The organism is Haloarchaeobius pelagicus, from assembly GCF_051207375.1.
Taxonomy (GTDB): Archaea; Halobacteriota; Halobacteria; order Halobacteriales; family Natrialbaceae; genus Haloarchaeobius.
Map to the genome: position 1 here is coordinate 560,339 of NZ_JBPJZD010000002.1, position 25,546 is coordinate 585,884.

Consider the following 25,546-nt stretch of genomic DNA (forward strand, 5'->3'; position numbering starts at 1 on the left):
GCGTTTTCCTCGGTCATCGGTAATCCAAGGCAGGTATATCGTGTCGCACACGCGTTCGGTCCTCTACGTCGGGTCACACGACGAGGCCACCCGACGGTCGGTGAACGCGACCCATCCTGACGACTGGCACGTCATAACGGCGACGAGCGCCGCCGAAGCAGGCGACGCGCTCGCCGCGAACGCCATCGACTGCGTGCTGTGCGACCACGACCTCCCGGACGGGACCGGACTGGCCGTCCTCGACGCCATCGAGCCCGCGGTCCCGATTCTCTACCGGACGGCCGACCCGGACGGCGAGGTCGCGGCCGCCGCGACCGCCGCCGGTGCCACCGGCTACTGCTACGGGGACGACGACCTCGCCGAGCGACTCCGGGGGCTACTCGAGTCCGGAGACGCTGCCACCGAACCCGCCGAGACGCCCGTCGTCGCCTCCGACGCGTCCGCGGCGGTCATCCTCGACCGCATCGGCGAGGCCTTCTTCGCGGTCGACGACGAGTGGCGCTTCACCTACGTCAACGAGACCGCCGCAACCGTCCTCGCAAGCACGCGCGAGGCCCTCCTCGGCCAGAACATCTGGAACGCCTTCCCGGCCGCGACCGACCTGCCGTACTACGATGAGTACACGAAGGCGATGGCGTCCCAGGTACCCGTCTCGTTCGAGGCGTACTATCCGCCGCTTGACCTCTGGACCGACGTGACCGCCTACCCGGACCCCGACGGGCTGTCGGTGTTCTTCCGGGACGTGACCCGTCGCAAGCGCTACGAGCAGATGCTGCCCGGGCTCCTCCATACCACGCGCGACATGATGCAGGCACGGGACCGCGAGACCATCGCCGCCAGACTGGTCAAAGCCGCCGACGAGCTGCTCGGCCTCGACCTCACCGTGGTCCGGTTCTACGACCCCGAACGCGAGCTGTTGGTCCCCGTGGCCGGGACCGACTCCCTCGGCGAGGTCATGGGCGACCGTCCGACCTACGCCGTCGGCGACGGCGGCCCCGGCGAGGCGTTCGAGTCCGGGCAGTCCATCTTCCGAACCGATGTCCAACCGACCGACGACGACGACGCCCGCATCGAACAGGTCGAGGCTGCCCTCTACCTCCCCCTCGGCGACCACGGCACCCTCAGCGCCGCGTTCCACGCCGAGACGGGACTCGGACCGGTCGAACGCCAGACGGCCGAACTCCTCGCGGCCAACGCGACCGCCGCCCTCGACCGGACCGAACGCCGCGAGCGCCTCGAACGCTTCGAGGCCGTCATCGACTCCGTCGAGGACATGCTGTACGTCCTCGGCCCGGACGGCGAGTTCACCTACGTCACCCGGCCCTTCGCCGAGTTCGTCGGCTACGACCGGGACGAACTCGTCGGGGGGACTCCCGCGCTCATCACCGACGAGGCCGTCGTCGACCGCATCGAGGACGTCATCTCCGACCTCTGGGATGACGACGACCGCCGCAGCGGGACCGTCACGGCCCAGGTCGTCACCGCCTCCGGGACGCTCGCGCCCATCGAGCTGGACGTGTCGCTCCTCCCGGCAGAGGACGGGAAGTTCGCCGGCTCCGTCGGTGTCGTCCGTGACGTGACCGACCTCCGCGAGACCCGCGAGCAACTGCGCTCGGAGAACGAACGGTTCCGGTACCTGTTCGACCACATCCCGGACCCGCTCGTCGAGTGCGAGTTCTGCGACGACGGCCTCATCGTCACCTCGGTGAACCCGGCGTTCGAGGAGGTGTTCGGGTACGATAGCGAGACCATCGTCGGCGAGGGCCTCAACGACTACATCGTCCCGCCGGACGAGGTCGAGACCGCGAGCCGCATGGACCGTGAGACCGCGGCCGAGGGCGAGTTGACCGAGGAGGTCAGACGGCTCACCACGACCGGGGAGCGCCACTTCCTCTTCCGTGGCGTGAGCTACGAACTCGACGGGACGCTCTGTGGGTTCGGCACCTACACCGACATCACCGAGCGCAAGGAGCGCGAACGGCGGCTCGAAGTGCTCCACACCGTCCTCCGGCACAACCTCCGCACTGAGATGAACCTCATCGGTGGCTACGCCGAACAGCTCGAACGCAAGCTCGACGAGGACTTCGGGCTGGTGGAGGACATCCAGAACGAGGCCCGCCACGTCGCCAACCTGAGCGACACCGCCCGCAACGTCGAGCGCGCCCTCGACCGGGCGGACGAGTACACCGTCGACCGGCGGGACGTGACGGGGTTCGTGACCAGCGCGGTCGAGAAAGCCCGGTCGACGTTCCCCGAGGCCGAGATCAGCCTCGACCAGCCCACCTCCGTCGAGGCGATGGCGGACGACCGGCTCGTGTTCGCACTGACCAACGCCCTGGAGAACGCGGTCGAACACTGCGACGAGGCGGTTCCACGAATCGTGGTGACCGTCGAATCGTGCGGGGAGACCGTCGAGATACGCATCGCCGACAACGGTCCCGGCATCCCCGAACAGGAGCGCAAACTCGTCACCGGCGAGCGCGACATCACGCAGTTAGAACACGGCAGCGGTCTCGGGCTCTGGGCCATCACCTGGGTCGTGAACGCCTTCGATGGCGAACTGTCGTTCGAGACCTCGGACGGCGGGAGCGTGGTCGTCTTGCGACTCCGTCAGTAAGCCGCCGGGACTCCTCAGTCGTCGACGAGCGGGTCGTCCGCCCAGAAGTCGCTGTCCTTCTTCAGCTTCGGGACCCACGTGTCCGCCTCCTTCGAGAGCACGGCGACACGCGACTGTGGGACGTCCTTGATCTCGTCGTGCTCGGGCATGTGCTCGGCGACAGCCTCGGTGAACTCGACGACTTCTTCGTGGTCCGGCATCGCCGACCGGTCGAGGCGACCGCGCGAGTGCCCGACGTGCATGTACGCCTTCAGTTCGACGAAGTCCGGGTCGGCCCGTTCGTAGAACGCGGCGTACCAGTCGGGGTCCTTCATGTTCTCGCCCTTGACCAGGGTCGTCCGGAGGACGGTCCTGGTGTCCTCTTTGGCGGCGAGCACGTCCATCGTGTCGACCAGGTTCTCCCAGGCGTCGTCGTCGACCGCCTTCACCACGTTGTCGAAGGTGTGGCGCTCGGCTGCGTCGACCGAGACGTACAGTTGCGTGGGGTCACACCGCGAGAGCAGTTCAGGATTGGTCCCGTTCGAGACGAGGAACGTCGTGATGTCCCGCTCGTGGAACTCGTCGATGAGTTCGGGGAGGTACGGGTACAGCGTCGGCTCCCCGTCGAGCGAGATGGCGACGTGACGCGGCTCCATCGCCTGTTCGAACACGTCCCTGGGTACCTCGTCGTTGCCGCCGTACCCCGCGAGCAGCTCGCGCTGGAGTTCCAGCGTCGCGTCGGCGACCGCCGCCGGGTCGTCCCACTCCACGTCGCCGAGTTCGTAGGCGTGACCGGCGTGGTCGCGCCAGCAGAACACGCAGCGCTCGTTGCACTTGACGACCGGCGTCATCTGCATGCACCGGTGGGACTCGATGCCGTAGAACGCGTACTTGTAGCACTTCCCGTCCCCAGTCAGTGCGTTCTTGGTCCACCCGCAGGTCTGTGCCGCGGTGTGGTTCACGCTGTGGTAGTTCGGGCTGGAGACCTGCATCGGCCCATCCCCGGACTCCTCGGAGTCGCTCATTGCAGGCGGATTCGGCGGCCGAGGGGAAAAGCGAACTGGTGCGGCTCAAAGCAGCGCGACGACAACGACGTGCCCGTCGTCCTCCTCGTCTTCTTCCGCATCCTTCTCATCCCCCTTCTCCTTCCCATCCTTCTCTTTCCCGTCCTTCTCATCCCCCTTCTCTTTCCCATCCTTCTCTTTCCCATCCTTCTCATCCCCCTTCTCCTCGTCCTCCGATTCCGCCTCGTCGTCGTCACCGACGACGAGGAGCACGTCGTCGCTCTCGTCGTCCTCCGTGGGCTCGGTTTCGGTCGATGTGGCCGACTGCGTCTCGGTCGCAACCGTGGTTTCGGTGTCGGATTCGGACGTCGACGTGGCCGCGGGCGACTGGGATGCCGCTGTCTGTGTGTCCGTCGCGCCGCCGGTGGAGTCCACGTCCTGTGACACCGAGGGGGTGCCACCGGTTCCGACCATCGCGACCGCGACCCCGCTGACGAGCAGGACGATACCGAAGACCGACAGCAACCGCTGGAGCCGAACCATCGACCGTGGATACGCACCGCCGCCCTTTTGCTACCCTCTCGATAAGACGCTCGCATCGCGTTGCAGACCGTTTCGTTCTGTTGCGACCCGGCGACGGTGGCGCGACTGGACCGGACGCACGAACCGTCACCCTGGGGCGCTTCACATTCAGAAACCCCTTTACCCGAGAGCGAGGTACGTGGGCGTATGTTCCTGCAGCTACGGACGGAGGTCGAGGACGCCCTCACCGGGGCGCTCGCCGCACGCGACCTCCCCACAGACGACCTCGGTATCGAGGAGCCACCGGAAGACGTGCCGGCCGTTCTGGCCTCCAGCGTCGCCTTCCGACTGGCCAGCGAGGTCGGCGCACCGCCGCCGAAGGTCGCCGCCGACGTGGCGGGCGAGATCGACCCCGACGACTACGAGTACATCGGCGGCATCGAGACCCAGGGCCCGTACATCAACGTCCTCCCGAGCGACGCCTACTTCGTCGGGACGCTCCAGGCCGGCCAGGCCGAGGCGTACGGCCACCTCCCCGAGAAGAACGAGTCGGTGGTCGTCGAGCACACCTCCGCGAACCCGACCGGCCCAGTTCACGTCGGGCGCGCGCGCAACCCCATCGTCGGCGACGCCGTCGCCAACACGCTCGACTTCGCCGGCTACGACGTCGAGCGCCACTACTACGTCAACGACGCTGGCCGCCAGATGGCCGTGTTCACCTGGGCCTACGAGACCTTCGACGAGGAGGACTTCGACGAGCCACCCGAGCGCGACCGCATCGAGTACGACCTCGTTCGCTACTACCGCAAGGGCAACGCGTTCCTCGAGGACGGCCCCGCCGACAAGGTCGACAAGGCCGAAGCCGAGATCCAGTCCATCATGCAGGGCCTCGAAGAAGGCGACGAGGAGACCTTCGAGCGCGTCTCGACCGTCGTCGACCAGGTGCTCTCGGGCATGCAGGAGTGCCTCGCGCGCCTGCCCGCCGAGTTCGACCGGTTCGTCAAGGAAACCCAGTTCATGTTCGACGGCTCCACCGACGACCTGGTCGCACGGCTCAAGGAGCTCGACGAGGCTGTCTACGAGGAGGACGCCTGGCAGCTCGACCTCACCGAGCACGGCATCGACAAGAACATGGTGTTCCTGCGCTCGGACGACACCAGCCTCTACACCACCCGCGACCTCGCCCACCACGAGTGGAAGTTCGAGAACTACGACCGCGCTGTCACCGTCCTCGGCGAGGACCACAAGCTGCAGGCCGACCAGCTCCGGACGACGCTCGACCTGCTGGGTAACGACGTCGACAAGCTCGAGAACGTCATCTTCTCGTGGGTCAACCTCCCCGGCGGTCTCGGGATGTCCACCCGCGCCGGCACCGGCGTCGACCTCGACGACCTGCTCGACGAGGCCATCGACCGCGCCCGGAACGAGGTCGAGACCCGCATGGAAGACCGCATCCGCGACGACGACCTCACCGAGGAAGACATCGAGCGCATCGCCCACCAGGTCGGCATCGGGGCGGTCCGCTACGACATCGTCTCCAAACAGCCGACCAAGGCCATCACGTTCGAGTGGGACCAGGCGCTCGACTTCGAGGCCCAGTCCGCACCCTACGTCCAGTACGTCCACGCGCGCTGCTGTGGCATCCTCGACGACGCCGAGACGATTCCGGACGAGGTCGACGCGAGCGTCCTCACCAACCAGGCGTCGGAGGACCTGCTCCGCGTCATCGCGCGCTTCCCGGCCGTCGTCGAGGCGGCCGCGGACGACCTCGAACCGCACTCGGTCGCGACCTACACCCGCGAGTTCGCGGAGACGTTCAACGCGTTCTACCGCGAGTGCCCGGTGCTCTCCGAGGAGGACGACGAACTCCGCCAGGCCCGCATCGCACTCGTCGCGGCCTCGCGCCACACCATCGCGAACGCGCTGTCGGTCCTCGGCGTCGCCGCGCCCCACTCGATGTAAGGGCACCAGGGCCGGGTGCATCGCTCACGAGACCAGCTGCTGTTTTTCGTTGCATCGGAGAAGCAGCGACGACAGTCGACGCGGCGAGACCTATTCGTTCTCGTTGGTGCCGTCGTCGGCTTCCGCGTCCCGGATTCCAAGATTGCCTTCGCCGTCGATCTCGGAGATGGCCGCGGACACGTCGTCCTCGCTGGCCGCCTGTGCACCCTCGTCAGGCACCTCGCCACCGTCGGTGTCGGGGCGCGGCTGCTGGCGCTTCGGTGCCTCGAATCGCGGCCGCTCGTCGGCGCTTGCCTCACCGACCAGCCTGGCAGCGAGGTAGCGGTACGCCCGCGACGCGCGGCTCCGGGGAGAGTGGACGACCAGCGGCGTCCCCGCGAAGACGCTCTGTCTGACGGCGTCGTCCTCCGGAACCGTGACCAGCAAGGGCAGGTCGAGCCCGTCGGCGATCTCTTCGTGGTCGATGTCACTGCCGGGGCGCGTCCGGGTCAGGACGAGTCCCGCGAGCGTGCCGCCGGCCCGGTCGGCGAGTTCGCACGTCTTCGTCGCGTTCTGGAGCGCGGCCGGTTCGGGCGTGGAGACGACGATGATGGCGTCCGCGAGCCCGAGCGGGAGCACCGTCTCGTGGCTCACCCCGGCACCGACGTCGAGCAGGACGTAGTCGAACTCCTCGCGCAGCGTCGTGACGACATCGCGGAGGTTCTCGGTCTTGACGCCGGCGTAGCTGTCGAGTTCGTTCCCGCTGGGGACCGCCCAGATACCGTCCGCCAGCTGGTACGTGGCGTCCATGACGGCCGCCTCGCCGGCAAGTACCTCGTGCAGGGTCACCGAATCGGGGCTGAGGCTGACGAACCCTGCGAGATTCGCCATCCCGAGGTCGACGTCGACGATGGCGACGCGGTTGCCCGCGCCCGCCAGCGCGGTCCCCAGATTCACTGTTGTCGTCGTCTTCCCGACACCCCCCTTCCCGCTCGCGATAGCGTACACCGACTCCTGCGTGGTCATGCTAGATGGACAGACTCGTGGACGACTAAAAAACGTTGAGGGGGACACCGTAGCACGGCAAACCCTCTCCTATCGAAGGCCATGGTGTGCCCGTCACATAGGGGCGAACAGGCGGCAGCCGCGTCGCCGGTCGGGGGTCTGCCGCGCACCCGCCTCGGCCACCCGACCGGTCCTCATCAGGACACACCGGCGCTGGCCTCGGCATCGTATATGAACCCTCGACCGCCGTCTCCGGGCCGCTACCGTGGGACGTGTGGGCACGCGAGCCGCAAGGAACAGTTACTTACCGCCCGCCCGGCCTAGAATCGCCAATGAGTGAGCAGGAGGGCGAGGCGCAGTCCGACCGAAAGAAGTACGAGTTCCAGAAGGTCATCGAGGAGCTCCAGGACTACGAAGGATCAGGAACCCAACTGGTCAGTATCTACGTTCCCGAGGACAAGCAGATCAGCGACGTGGTCGCCCACGTCACCCAGGAGCACAGCGAGGCAGCCAACATCAAGTCCAAGCAGACCCGGACCAACGTCCAGGACGCCCTGACGAGCATCAAGGACCGGCTCCGGTACTACAAGAACCCGCCGGATAACGGGATGGTGCTGTTCTCGGGTGCGATCGACGCCGGTGGCGGCCAGACCGACATGGTCACCAAGGTGCTCGAGGGCCCGCCACAGCCCGTCGAGTCGTTCCGCTACCACTGTGACTCGGCGTTCCTCACCGAGCCGCTGGAGCACATGCTGGCGGACCAGGGCCTGTACGGCCTCATCGTCCTCGACCGACGCGAGGCCAACGTCGGCTGGTTGAAGGGCAAGCGTGTCGTGCCCGTCAAGTCCGCGAGTTCGCTCGTCCCGGGCAAGCAGCGCAAAGGTGGCCAGTCCGCCCAGCGTTTCGCCCGCCTCCGCCTCGAAGCCATCGACAACTTCTACCAGGAGGTCGCGGAGATGGCGAACGAACTGTTCGTCCCCGAACGTCACGAGATGGACGGCGTCCTCGTCGGCGGTCCCTCCCCGACCAAGGACGAGTTCATGGACGGCGAGTACCTCCACCACGAGGTCCAGGACATCGTACTCGGCAAGTTCGACGTGGCCTACACCGACGAGTCCGGACTCAAGGACCTCGTCGACGCCGGGCAGGAGGTGCTGGCCGACGCCGAGATCATGGAGGACAAGGAGCTGATGGAGACGTTCTTCAAACAGCTCCACAACGGGAACAAGGCGACCTACGGGTTCGAGCCCACCCGCCAGAACCTCGTCATGGGGTCTGTCGAGACCCTCCTCATCTCCGAGGACCTCCGCGACGACGTCGCCGTCTACGACTGCGGCGGTACCGAGGAGTACGAGGTCATCGACCACCGCAAGAACACGCCGACCCACCAGTGCGAGGACGGCACCGAGGTCGAGGCCGAAAAACGCGAGGACGTCATCGAGTTCCTCATGAACATCGCCGACCAGCGCGGCACCGACACGAAGTTCATCTCCACCGACTTCGAGAAGGGCGAACAGCTGCTCAACGCCTTCGGTGGTATCGCCGGTATCCTGCGCTACTCCACCGGCGTCTAACTCGACCGGTAGCGCGCCCACTCCTCCTGTTTCCGCCTACTCCAGCAACTGCTCCAGCTGCTGCCGTCGCCGCCCGATGGCCACCGACGGCTGCAGGTGTGTGTCTGCTTCGAGTTCTTCGAGCACGAGCATCGGGTCCACGCCCTGTCCTTCGACCCGTTCGAGCAACTCCTCTATCTTCCCGCGGTTCAGCGCGAGCGAGGAGAGCAACCCAACGATGAGTGCCATCTCGACCGCGGCCGCCTCGTCCGCGGGAAACGCATCACTCACCTGTGAGAAGTCGGCGCTTGCGGGCGCACTCTCGACGGGCTGGAGATGGAGACACGACGTGCAGATGGCTACCGCCTCGCTGCCACCCGGTGCGTACGACGCGACCGCGTCGGGCACCTGAAACGGGACGCTCTCCGACCGACACTCGGAACACTGCATACGAGGAAGGAAACGCCCGATTGCCTAAAGTCTAGGCGGCGCTACGCGCAACACGGCGAGAGACGAAACGAAGACGGATGAGAGAGATTCAGTCTGCGGCCGCAACGACGTCGGCTTCTGCTTCCTCGGCCTCCTCCTTCCGAGCTTCCTTCTCCTCTTTCTCCTTCTTGTCCTTGATCTTCTTCATGCGGAAGATCTCCTCGCGCTCTTGCTCTTCGAGCTTCTGCTCGATGTACTCCTGGTTCTCCTTGAGTTCGGGCAGGAGCTTGAACTCGAGTGCGTTGACACGACGCTTGGTCGTCTCGATCTCGGTGAGCATCTTCTTCATCGCCGTCTCGACCTCGGCGGCGAGGATGATGGTCTCCAGCAGTTCCTCGTAGGCTTCCGCGGCCTCGTCGATGCGCGCGGAGGTGCCCAGCACACCGTAGCCACGCTCGTCGAGGGACTTCCGGACCTTCGAGGACTCGATCTCGGGAACGACGACGCCCATGATGTTGCGGGACTCCGTCGTGATCTCCGGGTGCTCCTTCAGCGCGGCCGCCGCCCCGCGGACCGCGACGTCACCCTCCATGGCGCGTGCCATGTTGATCTTCTTCTGTGCCTCGTCGTAGTTCTCCTCTAAGTTCTCACGGACGTCCCGTGCCTGGTCGAGGATGTCCATGAACTCCATGATGAGGCCGTCGCGCTTCTGTTCCAGCGTGTCGTGACCCCGCTCGGACAGCTCGATGCGATCCTCGATCGCCATCAAGTTCTTGCGAGTGGGCTTGACGTCGTTGGCCATTACGAGGGGCTTGCACACCCAGCCTGTTAACCCTTTACGATTGACTTCACGCGCGAGCGCGTGCGAGGCGGCGAGCGTTGCCACTCGAGGGGGCTGACTGCCGGGCGCTGTCGCTCACGGCGCGGAAAGAGAGAGAAAGATACCTGTTCAGGCTTCGACTGCCTGCTCTTCTTCGACGTAGTACTCCTCGATGAGGTCCTCGTCGATACGGTTGAGCTCCTCCTTCGGGAGCGTCGAGAGCAGGGTCCAGCCGATGTCGAGCGTCTCGGCGATGGTGCGGTCCGTGTCGTAGCCCTGCTGGACGAACTCCTCCTCGAAGCGGTCGGCGAAGTCGAGGTACTTGTTGTCGAGTTCGGACAGCGCCTCGCGGCCGACGATGTTCACGAGGTCGCGCAGGTCCTCACCCTCCGCGTACGCGGCGAAGAGCTGGTCCTTCACGTCGGCGTGGTCCCCACGGGTGAGGCCCTCACCGATACCGTCGTCCATCAGGCGCGACAGCGACGGCAGCACGTTGACCGGCGGCTTCACACCCTGGGAGTTCAGGTCGCGGTCCATCATGATCTGCCCCTCGGTGATGTATCCGGTCAGGTCCGGAATCGGGTGCGTGTCGTCGTCACCCGGCATCGTGAGGATGGGCAGCTGCGTGACCGAGCCCTCGCGGCCCTCGATGCGCCCTGCGCGCTCGTAGAGCTGGGCCAGGTCGGTGTACATGTACCCGGGGTAGCCACGGCGACCCGGAACCTCTTCGCGGGCCGCACCGATCTCGCGCAGTGCCTCACAGTAGTTGGTCATGTCCGTGAGGATGACCAGCACGTGATAGCCCTTGTCGAACGCGAGGTACTCTGCCGTGGTCAGGGCGAGACGCGGGGTGACCGTCCGCTCGACTGCGGGGTCGTCCGCGAGGTTCATGAAGACGACGGAGCGCTCGAGTGCACCCGTGCGCTCGAAGTCGTCCATGAACTCGTTCGCCTCTTCGGCGGTGATACCCATCGCGCCGAAGATGACTGCGAACTCGGTGCCTTCGTCGTCGTCGCCCTCGTCCTCCTCCGGGACGGTCGCCTGACGGGCGACCTGGAGTGCGAGGTCGTTGTGCGGCAGACCGGATGCCGAGAAGATCGGCAGCTTCTGGCCGCGAACGAGGGTGTTCATGCCGTCGATGGCGGAGACGCCAGTCTGGATGAACTCCTCGGGGTACTCACGCGAGTACGGGTTGATAGCCGCCCCGACGATGTCGCGGCGTTCGTCCGGGACGACGTCCGGGCCGCCGTCGATGGGGCGACCGGACCCGTCCAGCACCCGCCCGAGGAGGTCCTCGGTGACGGGCATCTTCATCGTCTCGCCAAGGAAGCGAACCGAGGACTTGCGGTCGATACCTTCGGTGCCCTCGAAGACCTGGATTGCCACCAGGCCTTGCGAGGATTCGAGCACCTGGCCACGCTTGATGTCGCCGTTCGGGGTCTCGATCTCGACGATCTCGTCGTACCCGATGGCCTCGTCGACCTCGGCGAACACCAGCGGACCGCTGATCTCTGTAATCGTCTGGTACTCCTTCATGGTCTTAGTACATCTCCCGGAGTTCGTCCGCGAGATCGTTCTCGATCTCTTCGACGTACTCCTCGTAGTCTTCTTGCACGCCGATGCGGTTGAGCCGCGGGGCGGCGTCGGTGTTCTGGATCTCGTCGACGGGGACGCCAGCGTCGAGGGCGGCGAACGCCTCGTCGTTGAACGTCTTGATCGCGTCGAGCATCATGTAGATCTTGTCGGGCTCGCAGTACGTGTCCACGTCGTGGAACGCGTTCTGCTGGAGCCACGCCTCGCGGAGGTAGCGAGCGACCTCGAGGGTCAGCTGCTGGTCGTCCGGAAGCGCGTCCTTGCCGACGAGCTGGACGATCTCCTGCAGTTCGGCCTCCTCGTCGAGGACGTCGACGGCCCACTGGCGCTTCTCCGGGAAGTCCTCGCGGACGTTCTCTCGGTACCAGGGGTCGAGCTGGTCCTTGTACAGCGAGTACGACTCGTTCCAGTTGATTGCCGGGAAGTGACGACGCTCGGCGAGGTCCGCGTCCAGCGCCCAGAACGTCTTCACGATACGCAGGGTGTTCTGCGTGACCGGCTCGGAGAAGTCACCGCCCGGGGGCGAGACTGCACCGATCGCGGACACGGAGCCCTCCGTCCCGTTGATGTTCTCGAACTTGCCGGCGCGCTCGTAGAACTCGGAGAGACGCGCGGCGAGGTAGGCGGGGTAGCCCTCCTCACCGGGCATCTCCTCGAGACGCGAGGAGATCTCGCGCATGGCCTCTGCCCACCGCGAGGTGGAGTCGGCCATGAGTGCCACGTCGTACCCCATGTCGCGGAAGTACTCCGCGATGGTGATACCCGTGTACACACAGGATTCACGCGCGGCGACCGGCATGTTGGACGTGTTCGCGATGAGGCACGTCCGGGACATGAGCGGCTTGCCCGTCATCGGGTCCTCCAGCTCCGGGAAGTCCTCGATGACCTCGGTCATCTCGTTGCCACGCTCGCCACAGCCGACGTAGACGACGATGTCCGCGTCGGCCCACTTCGCGAGCTGGTGCTGGGTGACCGTCTTCCCGGACCCGAACGGTCCCGGAATCGCGGCCGTCCCACCCTTCGCGATGGGGAACAGACCGTCGAGGATACGCTGACCGGAGACGAGCGGCTCGCGCGGGGTCTTCTTCTCCTTGGACGGTCGCGCACGGCGGACCGGCCACTCCTGGTACATGGAGACTTCCTCGCCGTTCGCGAGTTCGACGACCGTCTCCTGGACGGTGAAGTTGCCGGACTCGACGGACGAGACCTCGCCACCCTCGTAGTCGGGCGGCACCATCACCTTGTGCGTGATGCTCTCGGTCTCCGGGACGGTCCCGACGATGTCGCCGGGTTCGACCTCGTCGCCCGCCTCGACCTCGGGAGTGAACTCCCAGGTCTTCTCCAGGTCGATACCTGGTGCGTCGACACCGCGGTCGAGGAACGCAGACTGCATCTTCTCCTCCAGTTCGTCGAGCGGGCGCTGGACACCGTCGTAGATGGCGTCCAGCATGCCGGGCCCGAGGTCGACCGACAGCGGCTCGCCCGTGTTCTCGACGGGTTCACCGGGGGCGACACCGGAGGTCTCCTCGTACACCTGAATCGTGGTCAGGTTCCCTTCTATCTCGATGACCTCGCCCATCAGACCTTCGTCGCCGACGTAGACGACGTCGTTCATCCGGGCGTCGAGGTCCGCAGCGGTCACGACGGGACCGCTCACGCTCTCGATGACGCCGTCCTCGCGGACGGTGTCGGATTCTGTTGCTTGACTCATGATTTAGTCTTCATCCATCAGGTCGATGCCGATGGCTCGTTTGATCTGGTCGCGCAGCCCGCTGCTTTCCGAATCGCCACCCAGCGTGACGAACACCGGTTCCACGCTCGTCTCGACTATCTTGCGCGGCTCGCGCGAGAGGTAGTCGAGGTCGTCGGCGTGGATGACGACGATACCGACGCCGTCGTCCTCGGCGACCCGCCGGACGGCGTCGTCGAGTTCCGCGTCCTTCTCGTCCTCGGGGACGTTCTCGAACGCTCGGACGCCGGCCAGCCGGAAGCCGGTGGTGAAGTCCGGACTGCCGATGACAGCTATCTCCTGGCTCATATGGTGACCAGCTCCGCTTCGATCTCCTCTTCGGTCAGTCCCGCTTCCTTGCCGCGCGCGATGGCGCGGATGTTGTCGATCTCGCGTTCCTTCGCGATGAGGTACGCGAGCACCGGACAGATGGAGAGCGGGAACACGTGCGAAAGGTGGTCCGCGTACTCCTGCAGGGCCGCATCGAGCGCGTGCTCGAAGCCGATGAGGCTCTCCGCGTCCTCGAGTTCGGAGAGTGCGGCCGAGAGGTCGTTCCCGTACGTGCTGTCGCGGATGCGTGCGACGAGCTCGTCGGTGTTGCTGACCAGCTGCGTGAGTTCTGCGGCGTCGAACAACCGCCCACCCTCGATGAAGTACTCCGAGGGGTCGATGTCCGCGCCACTGCGTGCGAGACGCAGCGCGTTCCGGACGTTACGGAAGTCGATCTCCGCCTGCAGGAACTCGAGGTACAGCGCACCGGGGCTGTCCACAGCGTCGGTCGAGCCGACCTCGTCCAGCAGGTGCTCGTAGAACGCACGGTCGACGGCGTTCTCGAGCGGGACGAGCACGTTGGTCTCCTGGTACTCCTCGAACGCGACCTCGAGGTCGGGCCCGAAGAGCGTGCCTTCCAGTAGCTCCACGGCATCCTCGATGGACTGGGCCTCGAGGAGTCGCTGCAGGAAGCGCTCGTCGAACTCACCGGCGCTAATGAGGTCGGGTTCGACCTCCTCGGCCGACGAGTCGGCGTACAGGCCGCGCAGGATCGTCTTGACGTTCCACGCGTCGAACTTGCGCAGGTACGCCGCGATCTGGTTGTAGATGCGGCCGTCCGCCCATCCGAGCACGTCTTCGAAGTTCTTCGCGAGGTTTCGATTGAGCGCGTACTCGATGAGGTCGACCCCGCTGTGACGGGAACCGAGCGCGTTCATCTCGGCCTCGTACTCGGTCTCCTCCATGTAGCGGGCGATCTCGCCCGGCCCCATGCGTACGAGCTTCCGATAGTCCTCGTCACCGAACAGCTTCGCTCGACGTGCCCTGACGCGGGCGTTGACGTATTCTGGATTCGAACCGCGGTCGCTCTTGCTCATTGCTCGTCGAACAGCTGGGAGCTGATTTCTCGCAGGTTGTCCTCCCAGACGTCTTCGAGCACCGAGTCGAACGTGTTGTTGACCCGGAGACGACTCTCCTCGCTCTCGACGACGACGCCGCCGAGGCAGTCGTACTCGCCGGCGTACTCGTAGCCGTCGTAGTCGGCGAGAATCGTCTCGAGCAGGTCTTCGTCGCTGGCGCGGCCGTAGACGGCGGCGCTGTCGACGGTGTCGAACTCCTCCGCGGCTGCGTCGAGCAGCGCACGGGTGAGTTCCTCGCGGTCGTCACCGTCCAGGGCGACGATATCGGACTCGACGTCCTCGCGGACCTGTTCCAGCACGTCGCGACGCGCTTCGAGGCGCATCTGCTTGGCCTCGAGTTTGGCGCTCGAAAGCTGCTGCTCGCGCTCCTGTGCTACCTTTCGTTCGGCCGCGCGCTCTGCCTCTTCGAGCGTCTCCTCGGCGTCGGCTTCGGCTTCCGAGATGATCTCCTCGGCCTCCGCCTCTGCGTCCTCGCGGATTTCCTCCGCACGCGCGCGGGCTTCGTCTCGTATGTCCTCAACGACTGTTTCCAAACTCATTGTAAGAAAGTGGGGGCGGTTTAGACGAAGAGCGCGACCAGCGCGAAGATCACCAGCGTCTCGGGCAGGACCGTCAGAACGATCCCGATACCGGTAGAGATGGAGTCTTCGGCGAGTGCGCCGACTGCGGCGGCACCGATGCCGCGTTCTGCGTACCCTGCACCGATGGCAGCCAGCCCGATACCGAGGGCTGCACCGGAGTCAGCAGGAATCGCGGAGTGCTGATCGAGGGCGATGTCTGTTACGTTGTTCAGTGCGGTCATTCCGACGTCGGCGAGAGCTTCGAACATGTTTACGTATACCTCGTGGTTGTAACCGGACAATCGCTAATCACCGCACTGGCTTCATAAAACTTCCCAAAAGAAACCGCCGTTTCTGCCGGTATAACAGCTAAATGGCGGTGTCCAAGGGGTTTATACTTTCGATTGACGCCGAGTTTCCTGACAGCCAGGAGAGACGAATCTGAACAACTGTGAGGAATCAACCGCCAAACAGCGAGAGAAACGAAAGGGCCGAGCTCAGTCCTCGGTGGTGTAGGTGCGCTCGTACCCGAACGGGTTGAACACGCGACCGCCACCCTCGTAGAACTTGTCGAAGAACTCGACGTACTCGAGACGCACTCCCTGCAGTCCTGCGCTCGTAACACCGAGCAGCAGGACGACGAGGTGGCCGACGATGAGGATGAGGACGCCAGCGAGCGCCATCCCGATACCGCCGTGCATCAGGCCGCCGAACATGACCTCGGTGACCTCGTGGCCGTGGTACGTCCCGACCTCGAGCATGTGCTTGGGGTCGTGGGTCGTCCCGAAGTGCCACTCGGCACCGTGGTCGCCCTCGACGACGTACACCCCGAAGAAGAGCAGGTTGACGACGAACGCCATCCCTGCCTTCGCCAGGATGACTGCCCCGATACGCAGGTAGGACAGGACGTTGACGAGCACGTTGACGGACTCCAGCGCACCGACGAGGATACCGAAGCCGCCCATGTGCTGGACCTCACCGTAGATCATCGCGACGAGCCCACCGACGAACAGCACCAGACCGAGGGTGCCGATGGTCGGCGAGAACCCGGTGAATCCGAGGTCGTAGACGGCGTTCGAGCCGCCGAACGACTGGAACAGGAAGTCGGGCTTCAGACCCTCAGCCTGCGTGCTGAAGATCCACATCCAGACCCCGAACATCATGGTCGCCCACGAGCCGTTCTCGATGAACGCCGTGACGGGACCGTGGTCGAGGTCGTTGATGAAGCCAAAGACGTACCCCACCGTCAGGTGGAGCAGGCCGAGTAGCATGCTCACGACGAGCCAGGTCTGGCCGTACTGCAGGTACGCGGGCTGGAGCCCCTTGTGCATCGGCGGACTGCCACCGAAGAGGACCTCACCCAGCACGTGTAGGCCGAATATCTCGCCGTACAGGATACCGAACAGCATGGTGAACCCACCGGCCCACAGGCCGATGCCACCGAGTGCCTTCAGCACGTCGCTGTCGGTGCGCGTGTAGAGCAGGAAGCCGACCGCGGTGTAGATGAGTCCGTAGCCGAAGTCGCCCAGCATGAACCCGTAGAACAGCGGGAACGTCATGAGCAGGACGATGGTCGGGTCGAGTTCCGTGTACTTCGGTCGGTTGACCATCTCGATGAGGAACTCGAAGGGTTCTGCGGCCTTGTTGTTCTGCTGGACGGTCGGCGGTGCGTCACCCATGGTGACGACGCCACCGTCGGCAGCTGCCTCCTTTCCGCTGGAGGTCCCGTGGGTCTCACCAGAGACCTCCGAGGAGCTGACCGCGTGGCCCTCGTGGTAGTCCGCACGCTCGATCTCCTGGACTTCGGCGTGGTCGCCGACTTCGGCTTCGACCTCGCGCGTGAGCGTGTCGACCTCGTCGGTCGGGAGCCACCCTTCGGCGACGAAGGCGTTCTCCGTCGTCGCGAACTGCAGCGGCGCTTCGGACTTCTGGACGTCGATGGACAGGCGCTCCTCGGCGGCCAGCAGGAAGCCGGCGGCGTCGAGGCGCAGGTCCTCGAGCTCGTCCTCGACCGTCGAGAGCTTCGATTCGAGCTGCTGCCGACGGTGGCGCAGTTCGTCGATGTACTCGGTCGGGTCGCCCTCCCCGTCGGGAATCTCCTGACGGGTGAAGTTCGCGCGGACGAGCAGGTCGTCGAGCAGGCTGTCGCTCGCGTTCGACTCGGGGTACGCGAAGACGGCGATGAGGTCGCCGCCACCGGTCTCGACGTCGAACGACCGGATCGCCTTCGCCCCGTTGAGCTCGGCTGTCACGGCCTCGACGTCGCCTTCACCGACTGCGACCTGCAGCGAATCGTAGCCCGAGAGCAGGTGCAGCGGGATTCCGAGCTCGGCGTACGGTGCGAGCGAACTCACTTCCTCGTCGAGTTCACGCACTTCCGCCTCGAGCTCGTTCCGGCGGTCATCGAGACGGTTCGCCTCCTGGCGAACCTCTTCGAGCTCCTCCTCGAGCGCGTCGTCCGTGACGATGCGGCTCGGGCCGGCGTGTTCGGCCTCGACACCCAGGATGCTCTTGATGGAGCGAACGGTGACGAGTTTCTCTGAGGCGTCCTCGGCACCCTCGACGGGGTTCCCGTTGGAGAACCCGTCCCAGGAGCCGTCGTAGTCGCTCAGGTGAACCAGGCGGAGATCGTGTACCGTCTCGATGACGTCGTCCATGACGGACTTCGAGCCCGTCACGGACACCTTGCTCATTTGCTCAGGTCTGAGCATGTACCTCCTCCGTGAATGTTTCGAGGACGTAGTCGACGACCTCGCTCGTGCGTCCCTCGGCGCGGGTACGGAGTTCCTCGCGCTCCGCCTCTCCCTCCTCGAGGATCTGCTCGCGTTCCTTGGCTATCTCGGTGCGAGCTTCCTCAAGGCGGTTCGACTCGAGCTCACGTGCGTCGTCCTCCGCCTCCTGGCGGATTTCTTCGGCACGGTCCCGGGCCTCGGCGATGCGCTCGTCGCGGTCGGCTTCTGCCTCGGCGACGATGTCGTCGGCCTCCGTCTCGGCCGTCTGAATTCGTTCGAGAACCTCTGGCCTCGGCATGGCTTGAACACGCGTGAGTTTACATAGCGGCTATAAGGTAGTTGCGAAAGGTGCTGGACCGGGGTTTCACCTGAGTGCGCCGGTCGATCACGAACGTTCACTCACGATTCAATCGCGACAGAACTATGGCGGGACGTTGCTAAACCCCGGCCAATGGGAATCCTCGAAAACAAGGCTCGTGCACGCCTGTTCTACAAGTATCTCTCGAAGGTGTACGATACCATCAACCCGTTCATCTGGAACGAGGAGATGCGCACCGAGGCCATCGGGATGCTCGACATCGACCCCGACGACCGGGTGCTCGACGTCGGCTGTGGCACCGGGTTCGCGACCGAAGGACTCCTCGCACACGAGAACATCGACGAGGTCTGGGCGCTCGACCAGAGCCCGGACCAGCTGGCAAAGGCCTACGCCAAGTTCGGCAAGCACGGCCCCGTCCACTTCCACAAGGGCGACGCGGAACGGCTGCCGTTCGCGACGAACAGCTTCGACGTCATCTGGTCGTCTGGCTCCATCGAGTACTGGCCGAACCCGGTCCGCGCACTGCGTGAGTTCCGTCGCGTCGTCAAGCCCGGCGGGCAGGTGCTCGTCGTCGGCCCGAACTACCCGAAGACGACGGTCATGCAGAAGGTCGCCGACGCCATCATGCTGTTCTACGACGAGGAAGAGGCCGACGAGATGTTCACGGCCGCCGGGTTCGAGGACATCCAGCACCGACTGATGGGGCCGAACTACGACCCCGACATCGCCATCACGACCGTCGCGCGTGCACCGGGCGCAGACGATGCAGCGGACGCGACGGCCGAGGAGGGCGAGACCATCGAAGACGACGCCGGCCCGGAAGCCGAAGCCTGAGAACGGGCGACCGTCTCGACCCGACCGACCACGAGTTCCTCGCTGTAGAACGTCACCACGACTCGCGAGTCCGGTGAGAGCGTCGGCCGGTTCGTCCCCGCGATTCTGACGCTCGCGGTCTCGCCCGCGGTCCACGTCGAATCGGCCGCGGTGTTGAACGGCCCGGTCGGGCCCGGCGCGAACCCACGCGCGGAGAAGAACGGCACCGGTGGCTGGTGTGCGAGCCGTGTCCCATCGACCTCGACCACCACCCGCAGGGTTTCCACGTCGACCGTCTCACCACCGGTGTGTGTCACGGTGATACGCCCGGTGTCGGCGTCCGCGGTGGCCGCGAAGCTCGCACGCGGGGCCTCTGTCGGTGGGGTCTCGTAGACGCCGACCACGACGACGCTCGCGAGGACGAGCGTCACCGCGAGCAAGAGCGCGGTACCGACGACGGGGGTGACTGCACGGGGAGAGAGCACGCGGGGTCTGGCCGCGGCTTCGGATAAAAAGACTCGGCGTCAGGACGAGACGGTGACGTTGATCGGGCCCTGTGGCAGGTCGACCGTGACCTCGTAGGCACCGCTCGGCTGGGTGAACCAGTGGACGCCGTCCTCGTTCGTCTGCCCGACGACCGTGCCATCGACCATCACCGGCGCAGCGATGGCGTCGCCGCTGAGGACGTTCTGGACCTGGATGCGTGCTGGCCCGCCGTTGGCCGTCTCGTTGATGACGACCTCGACGCCGTAGTCGGTCGCGTTGACGCTGTTGCTGACGGGGAGCGCGGAGACGGTCAACTGCTGGTACTCGCGGTACACCTTCCGCTGCGAGCCATCGACGTAGATACGGATGGAGCCCTGGTCAAGGGGACTCTCGTAGAACCAGCTGCCGCGCCTGAACTCCCAGATGTTCACGCCGGAGCTCTCGCGCACGTACGGGTATCGGCCCTCGGTGTACTCCAGGAACTCCGTTCGGTTGTCGAACCCGTTCGCCGTGTCGGTGTCCCAGTGGTCGAGTCTGACCGCCTCACGGTAGTACTCCAGGTCCGGGCCAGTCTGTGCGAGCAACTGGATGACGACACCGGACTGTGAGCCCTGGACCTGGGCCTGCAGCGACCCGTCACGTTCGTTGTTCAACGTCCGGAACAGGGCCGACCGGGTCGGTGTGCTGTACTCGTTGGCCTGTCTGGTGAGGTACCCGAGGGATGCGCCGGTCGAGCGTTCGAGCCGCGCTATCGTGTCCTTGGTCTGTTCGGCCCGGTAGCCGACGAGTGCGAGTCGCTTCAACAGCTCTCGCTCGGAGATGTCACCGGCCCCGTACGCTTCGATCGCCTGCCGTTCCTGCTGTTGCAGCGTGTCGACCCGCGACTCTACGTCCTCGATGGCCGTCTCCACGAGTGCCTGCCGTGCCTCGTCGGAGGACGCGGCACCGAGGCGCACCGAGAGGAGTTCGAGCCGGTAGCTGTTGTCGACGGTCTCACGGTTCATCACCACGGCGGCACCGAGGTCGAGACCGGGCGTACCGTAGCCCTGTCTGGAGACCGTGTCGAGTTCGAGTCGTCGCGTCGTGTCGTTCGAGATGGACGTGCGACTCGTCACGTCCGCCGACGGCGTTGGCCGCTCGGCGGCAGTGTCTGCGGGGACCGCGGGTGCGCTGGCGGCCGTCCCGATGGGCGACAGGACGAGGAGGGCCAGCAGGGCGACGCACGTGAAACGTCTCATTGGTCGCCCGTACTGCGCGACGGTACAAAAACCGGTCGACGTCTCTCGAACGAGCACGAGAACCCTCGAGAGCCGGCGAGACATTTCATAACGGCTGCTGATGTTTTATCTCGATGGAAAGCGTTTTTTCCCCGCGGCATGGACGCACCTGTATGCGGTCCCTCTCTGTCGTCACAGCCGCCCTCCTCGTGCTCGCCCTCTTCACCGGGGTCAGCACCGGCGTGCCGAGCGGTGCTCACGCGGGCACACCGGCCGCGTCACCCGACCTCGCGGTCGCGCAGGACTCGTTCGAACCTGCAGACCCCGGGACGGTTATCGAGGTGAACGTGACCGAGTCGGGCGACGCGCAGTGGTCCGTCTCCTATCGCTATCGCCTGACCGGCGAGAACGAGACGACCGCCTTCAGGCAGTACGGTCGCGCCGTGGCGAAGGGACAAGAGCAGTTGACGTTCTCAGCCGAGCTGTTCCAGCAGTTCGCTGACCAGGCATCGACGTGGACGGGACGCGACATGGAGATCCGGGACACGTCGTGGCAGGAACCGGTCGTGCGCGAGCCGGCACAGACCGGCACGACGACCACCACCACGACGGGGAGTGACGAGACGGCGACCAGAATCGGCGTCCTCACCTACACCTTCACGTGGACGAACTTCGCCGAGGTCCAGGGGGACGGCGAGGTCCGCGTCGGGGACGCGTTCGGCACCGAGAACGAGACGTGGCTGCCGACGCTGTACGATGGGCAGCGGTTCGTCATCAACGAGCCGCAGAACTTCGCCATCATCAACTCGCCGGCCGACAAGGGCCCGCAGAACAGTTCCCTCATCTGGGACGGCCCGCAGACGTTCGAGCCGGGATACATCGAGGCGACGTACGTCCCGCGCGAGCCCTCGCAGACCCCGACGACACCCGGCACGACGCCGGGCGGCCTGGGTGAGGAGGGCGGTCTCCCGCTCGAACTCATCGGGTTCGGGCTCCTCGTCGTCCTGGTCGCCGCCGGGAGTTACCTGTTCGCGCGGTGGCAGACCGAACGGGAGCAGTCCGCACCAACTGCCACGCCGAACGGCGGGCACGACACGGTGGCGGCGGACAGCTCGACGACCGACGGTCCGCGCCAGTCGGAGACCACAGACACCGGTGCCGCGACGGATGCGATGGCAGCCGCGAGCGCAGGCGCGGCGGCCGCGGACGAAGCGACGGACGACGAAACCGAGGCAGAAGACTCCGCGGCCGACGCGGACCAAGAGGAGGAGGAACTCGACCCCATCGACGTAGAGCTCCTGTCGGACGAAGAGCGCGTCCTCCGCCTGCTCAGACAGAACAACGGCCGGATGAAGCAGGCGAACATCGTCAAGGAGACCGGCTGGTCGAACGCGAAGGTCTCCCAGCTGCTATCGGGGATGGACGACGACGACGAGATCGAGAAACTCCGGATCGGCCGGGAGAACCTCATCACGCTCCCGGGCGAGAGCATCGGAGACTTCGACGACGACGCCTGACGGCCGACGCGCCCGGGAGAGTCTGACAAACGATTTTCACAGGGTCCCGCGTTTCGTAACCATTTACGTAGGTGCCGGCATAATCAGCCGTTGATGAAGGTTCTCGTCACCGTCAAGGAGGTGGCCGCCGTCGAGGACGAATTCCAGATCGATGGGACGTCAATCGACGAGAGGTACCTCGAATACGACCTCAACGAGTGGGACGACTACGCGGTCGAAGAAGCCGTTCAGCTGCAGGAGAACGGCATCGCCGACGAAGTCGTCGCCGTGACCATCGGACCCGAGCGGTCCGAGGAGACAATCCGCATGGCCCTGGCGAAGGGTGCGGACCGCGCGATTCGCGTGTGGGACGACGCCATCGAGGGCACGGACCTGCTCGACGTGGGTGCGAAGACACGCATCCTCTCGGCGGTCGTCGCCGAGGAGGAGCCGGACCTCGTCCTCAGCGGTGTCCAGGCCGACGACGACGGGTTCGGCGCAACGGGCGTCTCCCTCGCCGACGAAATCGACTACGAGTGGGCCGCGGTCGTGAACGACCTCGACCACGACGCGCTCGACGCCGAGAGCATCGCGAAGGTCCACCGCGAACTGGAGGGTGGCGTCGAGGAGCTCACCGACGTGGAGCTCCCCGCCGTACTCACCATCCAGACCGGTATCAACGAGCCGCGCTACGCGAGCCTGCGCGGTATCCGGATGGCCCAGCGCAAGGAGATCGCCCCGAAGACGCTCGACGACATCGGTCTCGACGCCGACGCCGTCGCCAACGACCTCGAACTCACCGACATGTACGAACCCGAATCCGAAGGGGACGCCACGTACTTCGAGGGCGGCCCGGAGGAAGAAGCCGCACAACTTGCTGACCTTCTGCGGGAGAAGGGGGTGGGTGCGCAATGAGCGACATCCTCGCAGTCGCCGAGCACCGCCGCGGTGAACTCCGCGACGTGAGTTTCGAGCTCGTCACGGCCGGCCGCGAACTCGCCGACGCGACGGGTGGCGACCTGCACGTCGCCATCATCTCGGGCGACCTCAACGACTTCGCCGAGCAGCTCAAGGTCGAGGGCGTCGACACCATCCACACCGTCGCCGACGGTGAGGAGTTCAACCACGACGTGTACGCCCAGGCCGTCACGCAGCTCTACGACGCCATCGCCCCGCAGGTCCTGCTCATGCCGAACTCGGTGAACGGGCTGGACTACGCGCCCGCGGTCGCGAACCGCCTCGATCTGCCCTACGTCAGCGACGTGATCGGGATGGAACTCGGCGACGACACCCTGACCGCCACGCGCGAGATGTACGGTGGGAAGGTCGAGACGGCGACCGACGTGCCCGCAGAGCACGTCGCAGTCTCCATCCGGAGCGCCGAGTGGCCGATGACGGAGGAGACGGGCGACGCCGCCGTCGAGTCCTTCGACGTGGATCTCGACGAGGATCTGATCCGCTCGACCGTCACCGGCTTCGAAGAGGTCGGTGCCGGCGACGTGGACATCAGCGAGGCGGACGTGCTCGTCAGCGTCGGCCGCGGTATCGAGGAGGAGGAGAACCTCGACCTCGTTCGTGACCTCGCCGACGCGCTCGACGCGACGCTGTCGTCGTCGCGCCCGATCGTCGACGCTGGCTGGCTCCCGAAGAACCGGCAGGTCGGTCAGTCCGGGAAGGTCGTCACGCCCGACGTGTACATCGCCATCGGCATCTCCGGGGCGGTCCAGCACGTCGCCGGCATGAAGGGTGCCGACACCATCGTCGCCATCAACACCGACCCGAACGCGCCGATCTACGACATCGCCGACTACGGTATCGTCGACGACCTGTTCGACGTCGTGCCGGCGCTCATCGAACAGTTCTCCTGAGCGGCCCGCTCCCGTTTTTTTGCCCGAGTAGCCCCGGGTTTTCGGCATTATACAAACACCGGGTATGTTTTACACCGGCCGTACGATTCCGTTCGGAACACGAGTGAACGCGCCCAATCAGGTCCCGTTGGGAGGCTGACGGGATACCCCGTGAACAGACCGTCAGATTTCGGGAAACTAAATTGGCATTCTTTTTATGATTAAGCAGGTCGTGCGTGGATAGCCACCGACCCACACACTCGAAACCGCAAGACAACTATGAGGAACAGAGTCATACAACCTCCATTGTACCTCGGCAAGAAGATATAAGTATTCGAGGAGATACCTGCCGAGATATGGATAGGAGTATCACGCGGCGAGGGGTGCTGACTGGTGCCTGTGGTGGTATCACGTCGGCACTCGCCGGGTGCACATCCGTCGTACCCGGGATGGGAACGGGAGACGGTGATGGTGGCACAGAGACGGCGACACGACAGTTCGACCAGAGCGAGACGTTCATCGGGATGTTGTACGCGACCAGTGGGCTGGACGACGACTCGTTCAACGACATGGCCAACCGTGGGGTCAAGCTCGCTCGCGTCCGGCACGGCATCGAGTACAAGAACGCGGTGCCGGAGAGCGTCGACCAGATCCAGGAGCTGCAGACGGAGTACGCGAAATCGACGAACCCGCAGTTCGACCTCACCGTCTGCATCGGCTTCCTGCAACAGGAGGCGTTGACGAAGACCGCGAAGCAGTATTCCGACCAGAAGTTCATGCTGGTCGACGCGGTCGTCGACCGGGACAACGTGGCGAACTACGTGTTCAAGGAGCACGAGGGCTCGTTCCAGGTCGGCGTACTCGCCGGGTCGCTGACGTCGCAGGGGTTCTCGGCGGGGGCCGGCCAGACCCGCGTCGACCGGAAGACCGTCGGTTTCGTCGGCGGCATCGAGTCCGACCTCATCAAGAAGTTCGAGGCCGGGTTCATGGCCGGGGCGAAGTACGCTGACGAGGACGTCGAGGTCCTGCGCGAGTACGTCGGCAGCTTCAGTGACGTCGAAGCCGGCCGGCAGGCGGCCCAGTCGATGTACGACGAGGGCGCGGACATCGTCTACCACGCCGCCGGCGGGACCGGCGTCGGGGTGTTCCAGGCCGCCCAGGAGAACGGCCGGTTCGCCATCGGCGTCGACTCGGACCAGTCCGAGACCGACCCGCGGTACGCGAACGTCATCCTCGCGAGTATGGTCAAGCGGGTCGACACGGCGGTGTTCAACGCCATCGACACCATCGAGAAAGGCGAGTTCGACGGCGGGTCGGTCCAGTCACTCGGGCTGGACCGGAACGGTCTCGAGGTGGCGTACGGGAACGTGGTCGGGCCAGAGATACCCGAGCTGGCGAAACTCCAGGTGGACGACACCCGGTTCAAGATCGTCAACGGGGAGATCGACGTCCCCACGACGCCGGAGGCGGTCTGA

At 65.4% G+C, this 25,546-nt stretch carries 22 protein-coding genes and 1 pseudogene; 8 read left to right on the forward strand and 15 right to left on the reverse strand.

The window, feature by feature from the left end:
- Positions 1-40 precede the first annotated feature (40 nt).
- Positions 41-2,617, forward strand: a complete 2,577-nt coding sequence (locus tag ACSC1S_RS15355) for a PAS domain S-box protein (RefSeq protein ID WP_435365065.1) — start codon at positions 41-43, stop codon at positions 2,615-2,617.
- Between the two features lie 14 nt (positions 2,618-2,631).
- On the opposite strand, the gene twy1 is transcribed toward ACSC1S_RS15355, so the two are convergent.
- On the reverse strand, positions 2,632-3,621 hold the full coding sequence (twy1, locus tag ACSC1S_RS15360; protein ID WP_435319710.1) for a 4-demethylwyosine synthase TYW1: 990 nt from the start codon (positions 3,619-3,621) through the stop codon (positions 2,632-2,634).
- 45 nt (positions 3,622-3,666) lie between these two features.
- Complete coding sequence (locus ACSC1S_RS15365; protein ID WP_435365066.1) at positions 3,667-4,143, reverse strand: hypothetical protein; 477 nt, start codon at positions 4,141-4,143, stop codon at positions 3,667-3,669.
- A 186-nt stretch (positions 4,144-4,329) separates the two neighbouring features.
- Here ACSC1S_RS15365 and argS point away from each other — a divergent pair, with 186 nt between their 5' ends.
- Positions 4,330-6,084, forward strand: coding sequence for an arginine--tRNA ligase (argS, locus tag ACSC1S_RS15370; RefSeq protein WP_435365067.1), 1,755 nt, complete (start codon positions 4,330-4,332; stop codon positions 6,082-6,084).
- A gap of 90 nt (positions 6,085-6,174) precedes the next feature.
- Here argS and minD read toward each other — a convergent pair whose 3' ends face one another.
- Complete coding sequence (gene minD, locus ACSC1S_RS15375) at positions 6,175-7,089, reverse strand: cell division ATPase MinD (protein ID WP_435365068.1); 915 nt, start codon at positions 7,087-7,089, stop codon at positions 6,175-6,177.
- A gap of 311 nt (positions 7,090-7,400) precedes the next feature.
- Between minD and prf1 the strand changes: the two genes are divergently transcribed.
- Positions 7,401-8,642 (forward strand): peptide chain release factor aRF-1, encoded by a 1,242-nt coding sequence (prf1, locus tag ACSC1S_RS15380; RefSeq protein ID WP_435365069.1) that lies wholly within the window; start codon positions 7,401-7,403, stop codon positions 8,640-8,642.
- A 36-nt stretch (positions 8,643-8,678) separates the two neighbouring features.
- Here prf1 and ACSC1S_RS15385 read toward each other — a convergent pair whose 3' ends face one another.
- From ACSC1S_RS15385 to ahaH, 10 genes are all read right to left on the reverse strand, one after another.
- On the reverse strand, positions 8,679-9,071 hold the full coding sequence (locus ACSC1S_RS15385; protein WP_435365070.1) for a DUF6276 family protein: 393 nt from the start codon (positions 9,069-9,071) through the stop codon (positions 8,679-8,681).
- 88 nt (positions 9,072-9,159) lie between these two features.
- Positions 9,160-9,852 (reverse strand): V-type ATP synthase subunit D, encoded by a 693-nt coding sequence (locus ACSC1S_RS15390; RefSeq protein WP_435365071.1) that lies wholly within the window; start codon positions 9,850-9,852, stop codon positions 9,160-9,162.
- A gap of 147 nt (positions 9,853-9,999) precedes the next feature.
- Positions 10,000-11,406: an ATP synthase subunit B gene (locus ACSC1S_RS15395; RefSeq protein ID WP_435365072.1), complete on the reverse strand. Its 1,407-nt coding sequence runs from the start codon at positions 11,404-11,406 to the stop codon at positions 10,000-10,002.
- A 4-nt stretch (positions 11,407-11,410) separates the two neighbouring features.
- The gene (locus ACSC1S_RS15400; protein WP_435365073.1) at positions 11,411-13,174 is read right to left on the reverse strand and encodes an ATP synthase subunit A; all 1,764 of its coding nucleotides are present in this window, start codon (positions 13,172-13,174) and stop codon (positions 11,411-11,413) included.
- Between the two features lie 3 nt (positions 13,175-13,177).
- On the reverse strand, positions 13,178-13,501 hold the full coding sequence (locus ACSC1S_RS15405) for a V-type ATP synthase subunit F (protein WP_435319719.1): 324 nt from the start codon (positions 13,499-13,501) through the stop codon (positions 13,178-13,180).
- Positions 13,498-14,559: a V-type ATP synthase subunit C gene (locus ACSC1S_RS15410; RefSeq protein ID WP_435365074.1), complete on the reverse strand. Its 1,062-nt coding sequence runs from the start codon at positions 14,557-14,559 to the stop codon at positions 13,498-13,500. Before ACSC1S_RS15410 ends, ACSC1S_RS15405 begins: the two co-directional genes overlap by 4 nt.
- On the reverse strand, positions 14,556-15,140 hold the full coding sequence (locus ACSC1S_RS15415) for a V-type ATP synthase subunit E (protein ID WP_435365075.1): 585 nt from the start codon (positions 15,138-15,140) through the stop codon (positions 14,556-14,558). The genes ACSC1S_RS15410 and ACSC1S_RS15415 overlap by 4 nt, the downstream gene beginning before the upstream one ends.
- 20 nt (positions 15,141-15,160) lie before the next feature.
- Positions 15,161-15,430 carry a hypothetical protein gene (locus ACSC1S_RS15420; RefSeq protein ID WP_435319722.1) on the reverse strand — a complete coding sequence of 90 codons (270 nt, stop codon included), beginning with the start codon at positions 15,428-15,430 and terminating at the stop codon, positions 15,161-15,163.
- A 228-nt stretch (positions 15,431-15,658) separates the two neighbouring features.
- Positions 15,659-17,872 (reverse strand): V-type ATP synthase subunit I, encoded by a 2,214-nt coding sequence (locus ACSC1S_RS15425; protein ID WP_435365076.1) that lies wholly within the window; start codon positions 17,870-17,872, stop codon positions 15,659-15,661.
- Positions 17,859-18,191, reverse strand: coding sequence for an ATP synthase archaeal subunit H (gene ahaH, locus ACSC1S_RS15430; RefSeq protein WP_435365077.1), 333 nt, complete (start codon positions 18,189-18,191; stop codon positions 17,859-17,861). Before ahaH ends, ACSC1S_RS15425 begins: the two co-directional genes overlap by 14 nt.
- Before the next feature lie 153 nt (positions 18,192-18,344).
- Here ahaH and ACSC1S_RS15435 point away from each other — a divergent pair, with 153 nt between their 5' ends.
- The gene (locus ACSC1S_RS15435) at positions 18,345-19,046 is read left to right on the forward strand and encodes a methyltransferase domain-containing protein (protein WP_435365078.1); all 702 of its coding nucleotides are present in this window, start codon (positions 18,345-18,347) and stop codon (positions 19,044-19,046) included.
- Between the two features lie 344 nt (positions 19,047-19,390).
- Here ACSC1S_RS15435 and ACSC1S_RS21830 read toward each other — a convergent pair.
- Both ACSC1S_RS21830 and ACSC1S_RS15445 read right to left on the reverse strand, forming a co-directional pair.
- A pseudogene (locus ACSC1S_RS21830) lies at positions 19,391-19,510 on the reverse strand (type IV pilin domain-containing protein); the annotation flags it as partial.
- Between the two features lie 39 nt (positions 19,511-19,549).
- Positions 19,550-20,749: a DUF7096 domain-containing protein gene (locus tag ACSC1S_RS15445; RefSeq protein WP_435365079.1), complete on the reverse strand. Its 1,200-nt coding sequence runs from the start codon at positions 20,747-20,749 to the stop codon at positions 19,550-19,552.
- A gap of 152 nt (positions 20,750-20,901) precedes the next feature.
- Between ACSC1S_RS15445 and ACSC1S_RS15450 the strand changes: the two genes are divergently transcribed.
- The 4 genes from ACSC1S_RS15450 (at position 20,902) to ACSC1S_RS15465 (ending at position 25,546) form a co-directional block, all read left to right on the forward strand.
- Positions 20,902-22,245 (forward strand): helix-turn-helix transcriptional regulator, encoded by a 1,344-nt coding sequence (locus ACSC1S_RS15450; RefSeq protein ID WP_435365080.1) that lies wholly within the window; start codon positions 20,902-20,904, stop codon positions 22,243-22,245.
- 93 nt (positions 22,246-22,338) lie between these two features.
- A complete protein-coding gene (locus ACSC1S_RS15455) occupies positions 22,339-23,139 on the forward strand; it encodes an electron transfer flavoprotein subunit beta/FixA family protein (protein WP_435365081.1) in 801 nt (266 codons plus the stop codon).
- Positions 23,136-24,092, forward strand: coding sequence for an electron transfer flavoprotein subunit alpha/FixB family protein (locus ACSC1S_RS15460; RefSeq protein WP_435365082.1), 957 nt, complete (start codon positions 23,136-23,138; stop codon positions 24,090-24,092). Before ACSC1S_RS15455 ends, ACSC1S_RS15460 begins: the two co-directional genes overlap by 4 nt.
- Positions 24,093-24,427: 335 nt before the next feature.
- Positions 24,428-25,546 carry a BMP family lipoprotein gene (locus tag ACSC1S_RS15465; RefSeq protein WP_435365083.1) on the forward strand — a complete coding sequence of 373 codons (1,119 nt, stop codon included), beginning with the start codon at positions 24,428-24,430 and terminating at the stop codon, positions 25,544-25,546.

Coding starts and splice junctions, on each gene's coding strand:
- ACSC1S_RS15450 (WP_435365080.1), top strand. CDS start 20,902: ATGCGGTCCCTCTCTGTCGTCACAGCCGCCCTCCTCGTGCTCGCCCTC.
- ACSC1S_RS15435 (WP_435365078.1), top strand. CDS start 18,345: ATGGGAATCCTCGAAAACAAGGCTCGTGCACGCCTGTTCTACAAGTAT.
- ACSC1S_RS15415 (WP_435365075.1), bottom strand. CDS start 15,140: ATGAGTTTGGAAACAGTCGTTGAGGACATACGAGACGAAGCCCGCGCG.
- ACSC1S_RS15405 (WP_435319719.1), bottom strand. CDS start 13,501: ATGAGCCAGGAGATAGCTGTCATCGGCAGTCCGGACTTCACCACCGGC.
- argS (WP_435365067.1), top strand. CDS start 4,330: ATGTTCCTGCAGCTACGGACGGAGGTCGAGGACGCCCTCACCGGGGCG.
- ACSC1S_RS15445 (WP_435365079.1), bottom strand. CDS start 20,749: ATGAGACGTTTCACGTGCGTCGCCCTGCTGGCCCTCCTCGTCCTGTCG.
- ACSC1S_RS15455 (WP_435365081.1), top strand. CDS start 22,339: ATGAAGGTTCTCGTCACCGTCAAGGAGGTGGCCGCCGTCGAGGACGAA.
- ahaH (WP_435365077.1), bottom strand. CDS start 18,191: ATGCCGAGGCCAGAGGTTCTCGAACGAATTCAGACGGCCGAGACGGAG.
- ACSC1S_RS15425 (WP_435365076.1), bottom strand. CDS start 17,872: ATGCTCAGACCTGAGCAAATGAGCAAGGTGTCCGTGACGGGCTCGAAG.
- minD (WP_435365068.1), bottom strand. CDS start 7,089: ATGACCACGCAGGAGTCGGTGTACGCTATCGCGAGCGGGAAGGGGGGT.
- ACSC1S_RS15420 (WP_435319722.1), bottom strand. CDS start 15,430: ATGTTCGAAGCTCTCGCCGACGTCGGAATGACCGCACTGAACAACGTA.
- ACSC1S_RS15410 (WP_435365074.1), bottom strand. CDS start 14,559: ATGAGCAAGAGCGACCGCGGTTCGAATCCAGAATACGTCAACGCCCGC.
- ACSC1S_RS15390 (WP_435365071.1), bottom strand. CDS start 9,852: ATGGCCAACGACGTCAAGCCCACTCGCAAGAACTTGATGGCGATCGAG.
- twy1 (WP_435319710.1), bottom strand. CDS start 3,621: ATGAGCGACTCCGAGGAGTCCGGGGATGGGCCGATGCAGGTCTCCAGC.
- ACSC1S_RS15395 (WP_435365072.1), bottom strand. CDS start 11,406: ATGAAGGAGTACCAGACGATTACAGAGATCAGCGGTCCGCTGGTGTTC.
- prf1 (WP_435365069.1), top strand. CDS start 7,401: ATGAGTGAGCAGGAGGGCGAGGCGCAGTCCGACCGAAAGAAGTACGAG.
- ACSC1S_RS15460 (WP_435365082.1), top strand. CDS start 23,136: ATGAGCGACATCCTCGCAGTCGCCGAGCACCGCCGCGGTGAACTCCGC.
- ACSC1S_RS15465 (WP_435365083.1), top strand. CDS start 24,428: ATGGATAGGAGTATCACGCGGCGAGGGGTGCTGACTGGTGCCTGTGGT.
- ACSC1S_RS15365 (WP_435365066.1), bottom strand. CDS start 4,143: ATGGTTCGGCTCCAGCGGTTGCTGTCGGTCTTCGGTATCGTCCTGCTC.
- ACSC1S_RS15400 (WP_435365073.1), bottom strand. CDS start 13,174: ATGAGTCAAGCAACAGAATCCGACACCGTCCGCGAGGACGGCGTCATC.
- ACSC1S_RS15385 (WP_435365070.1), bottom strand. CDS start 9,071: ATGCAGTGTTCCGAGTGTCGGTCGGAGAGCGTCCCGTTTCAGGTGCCC.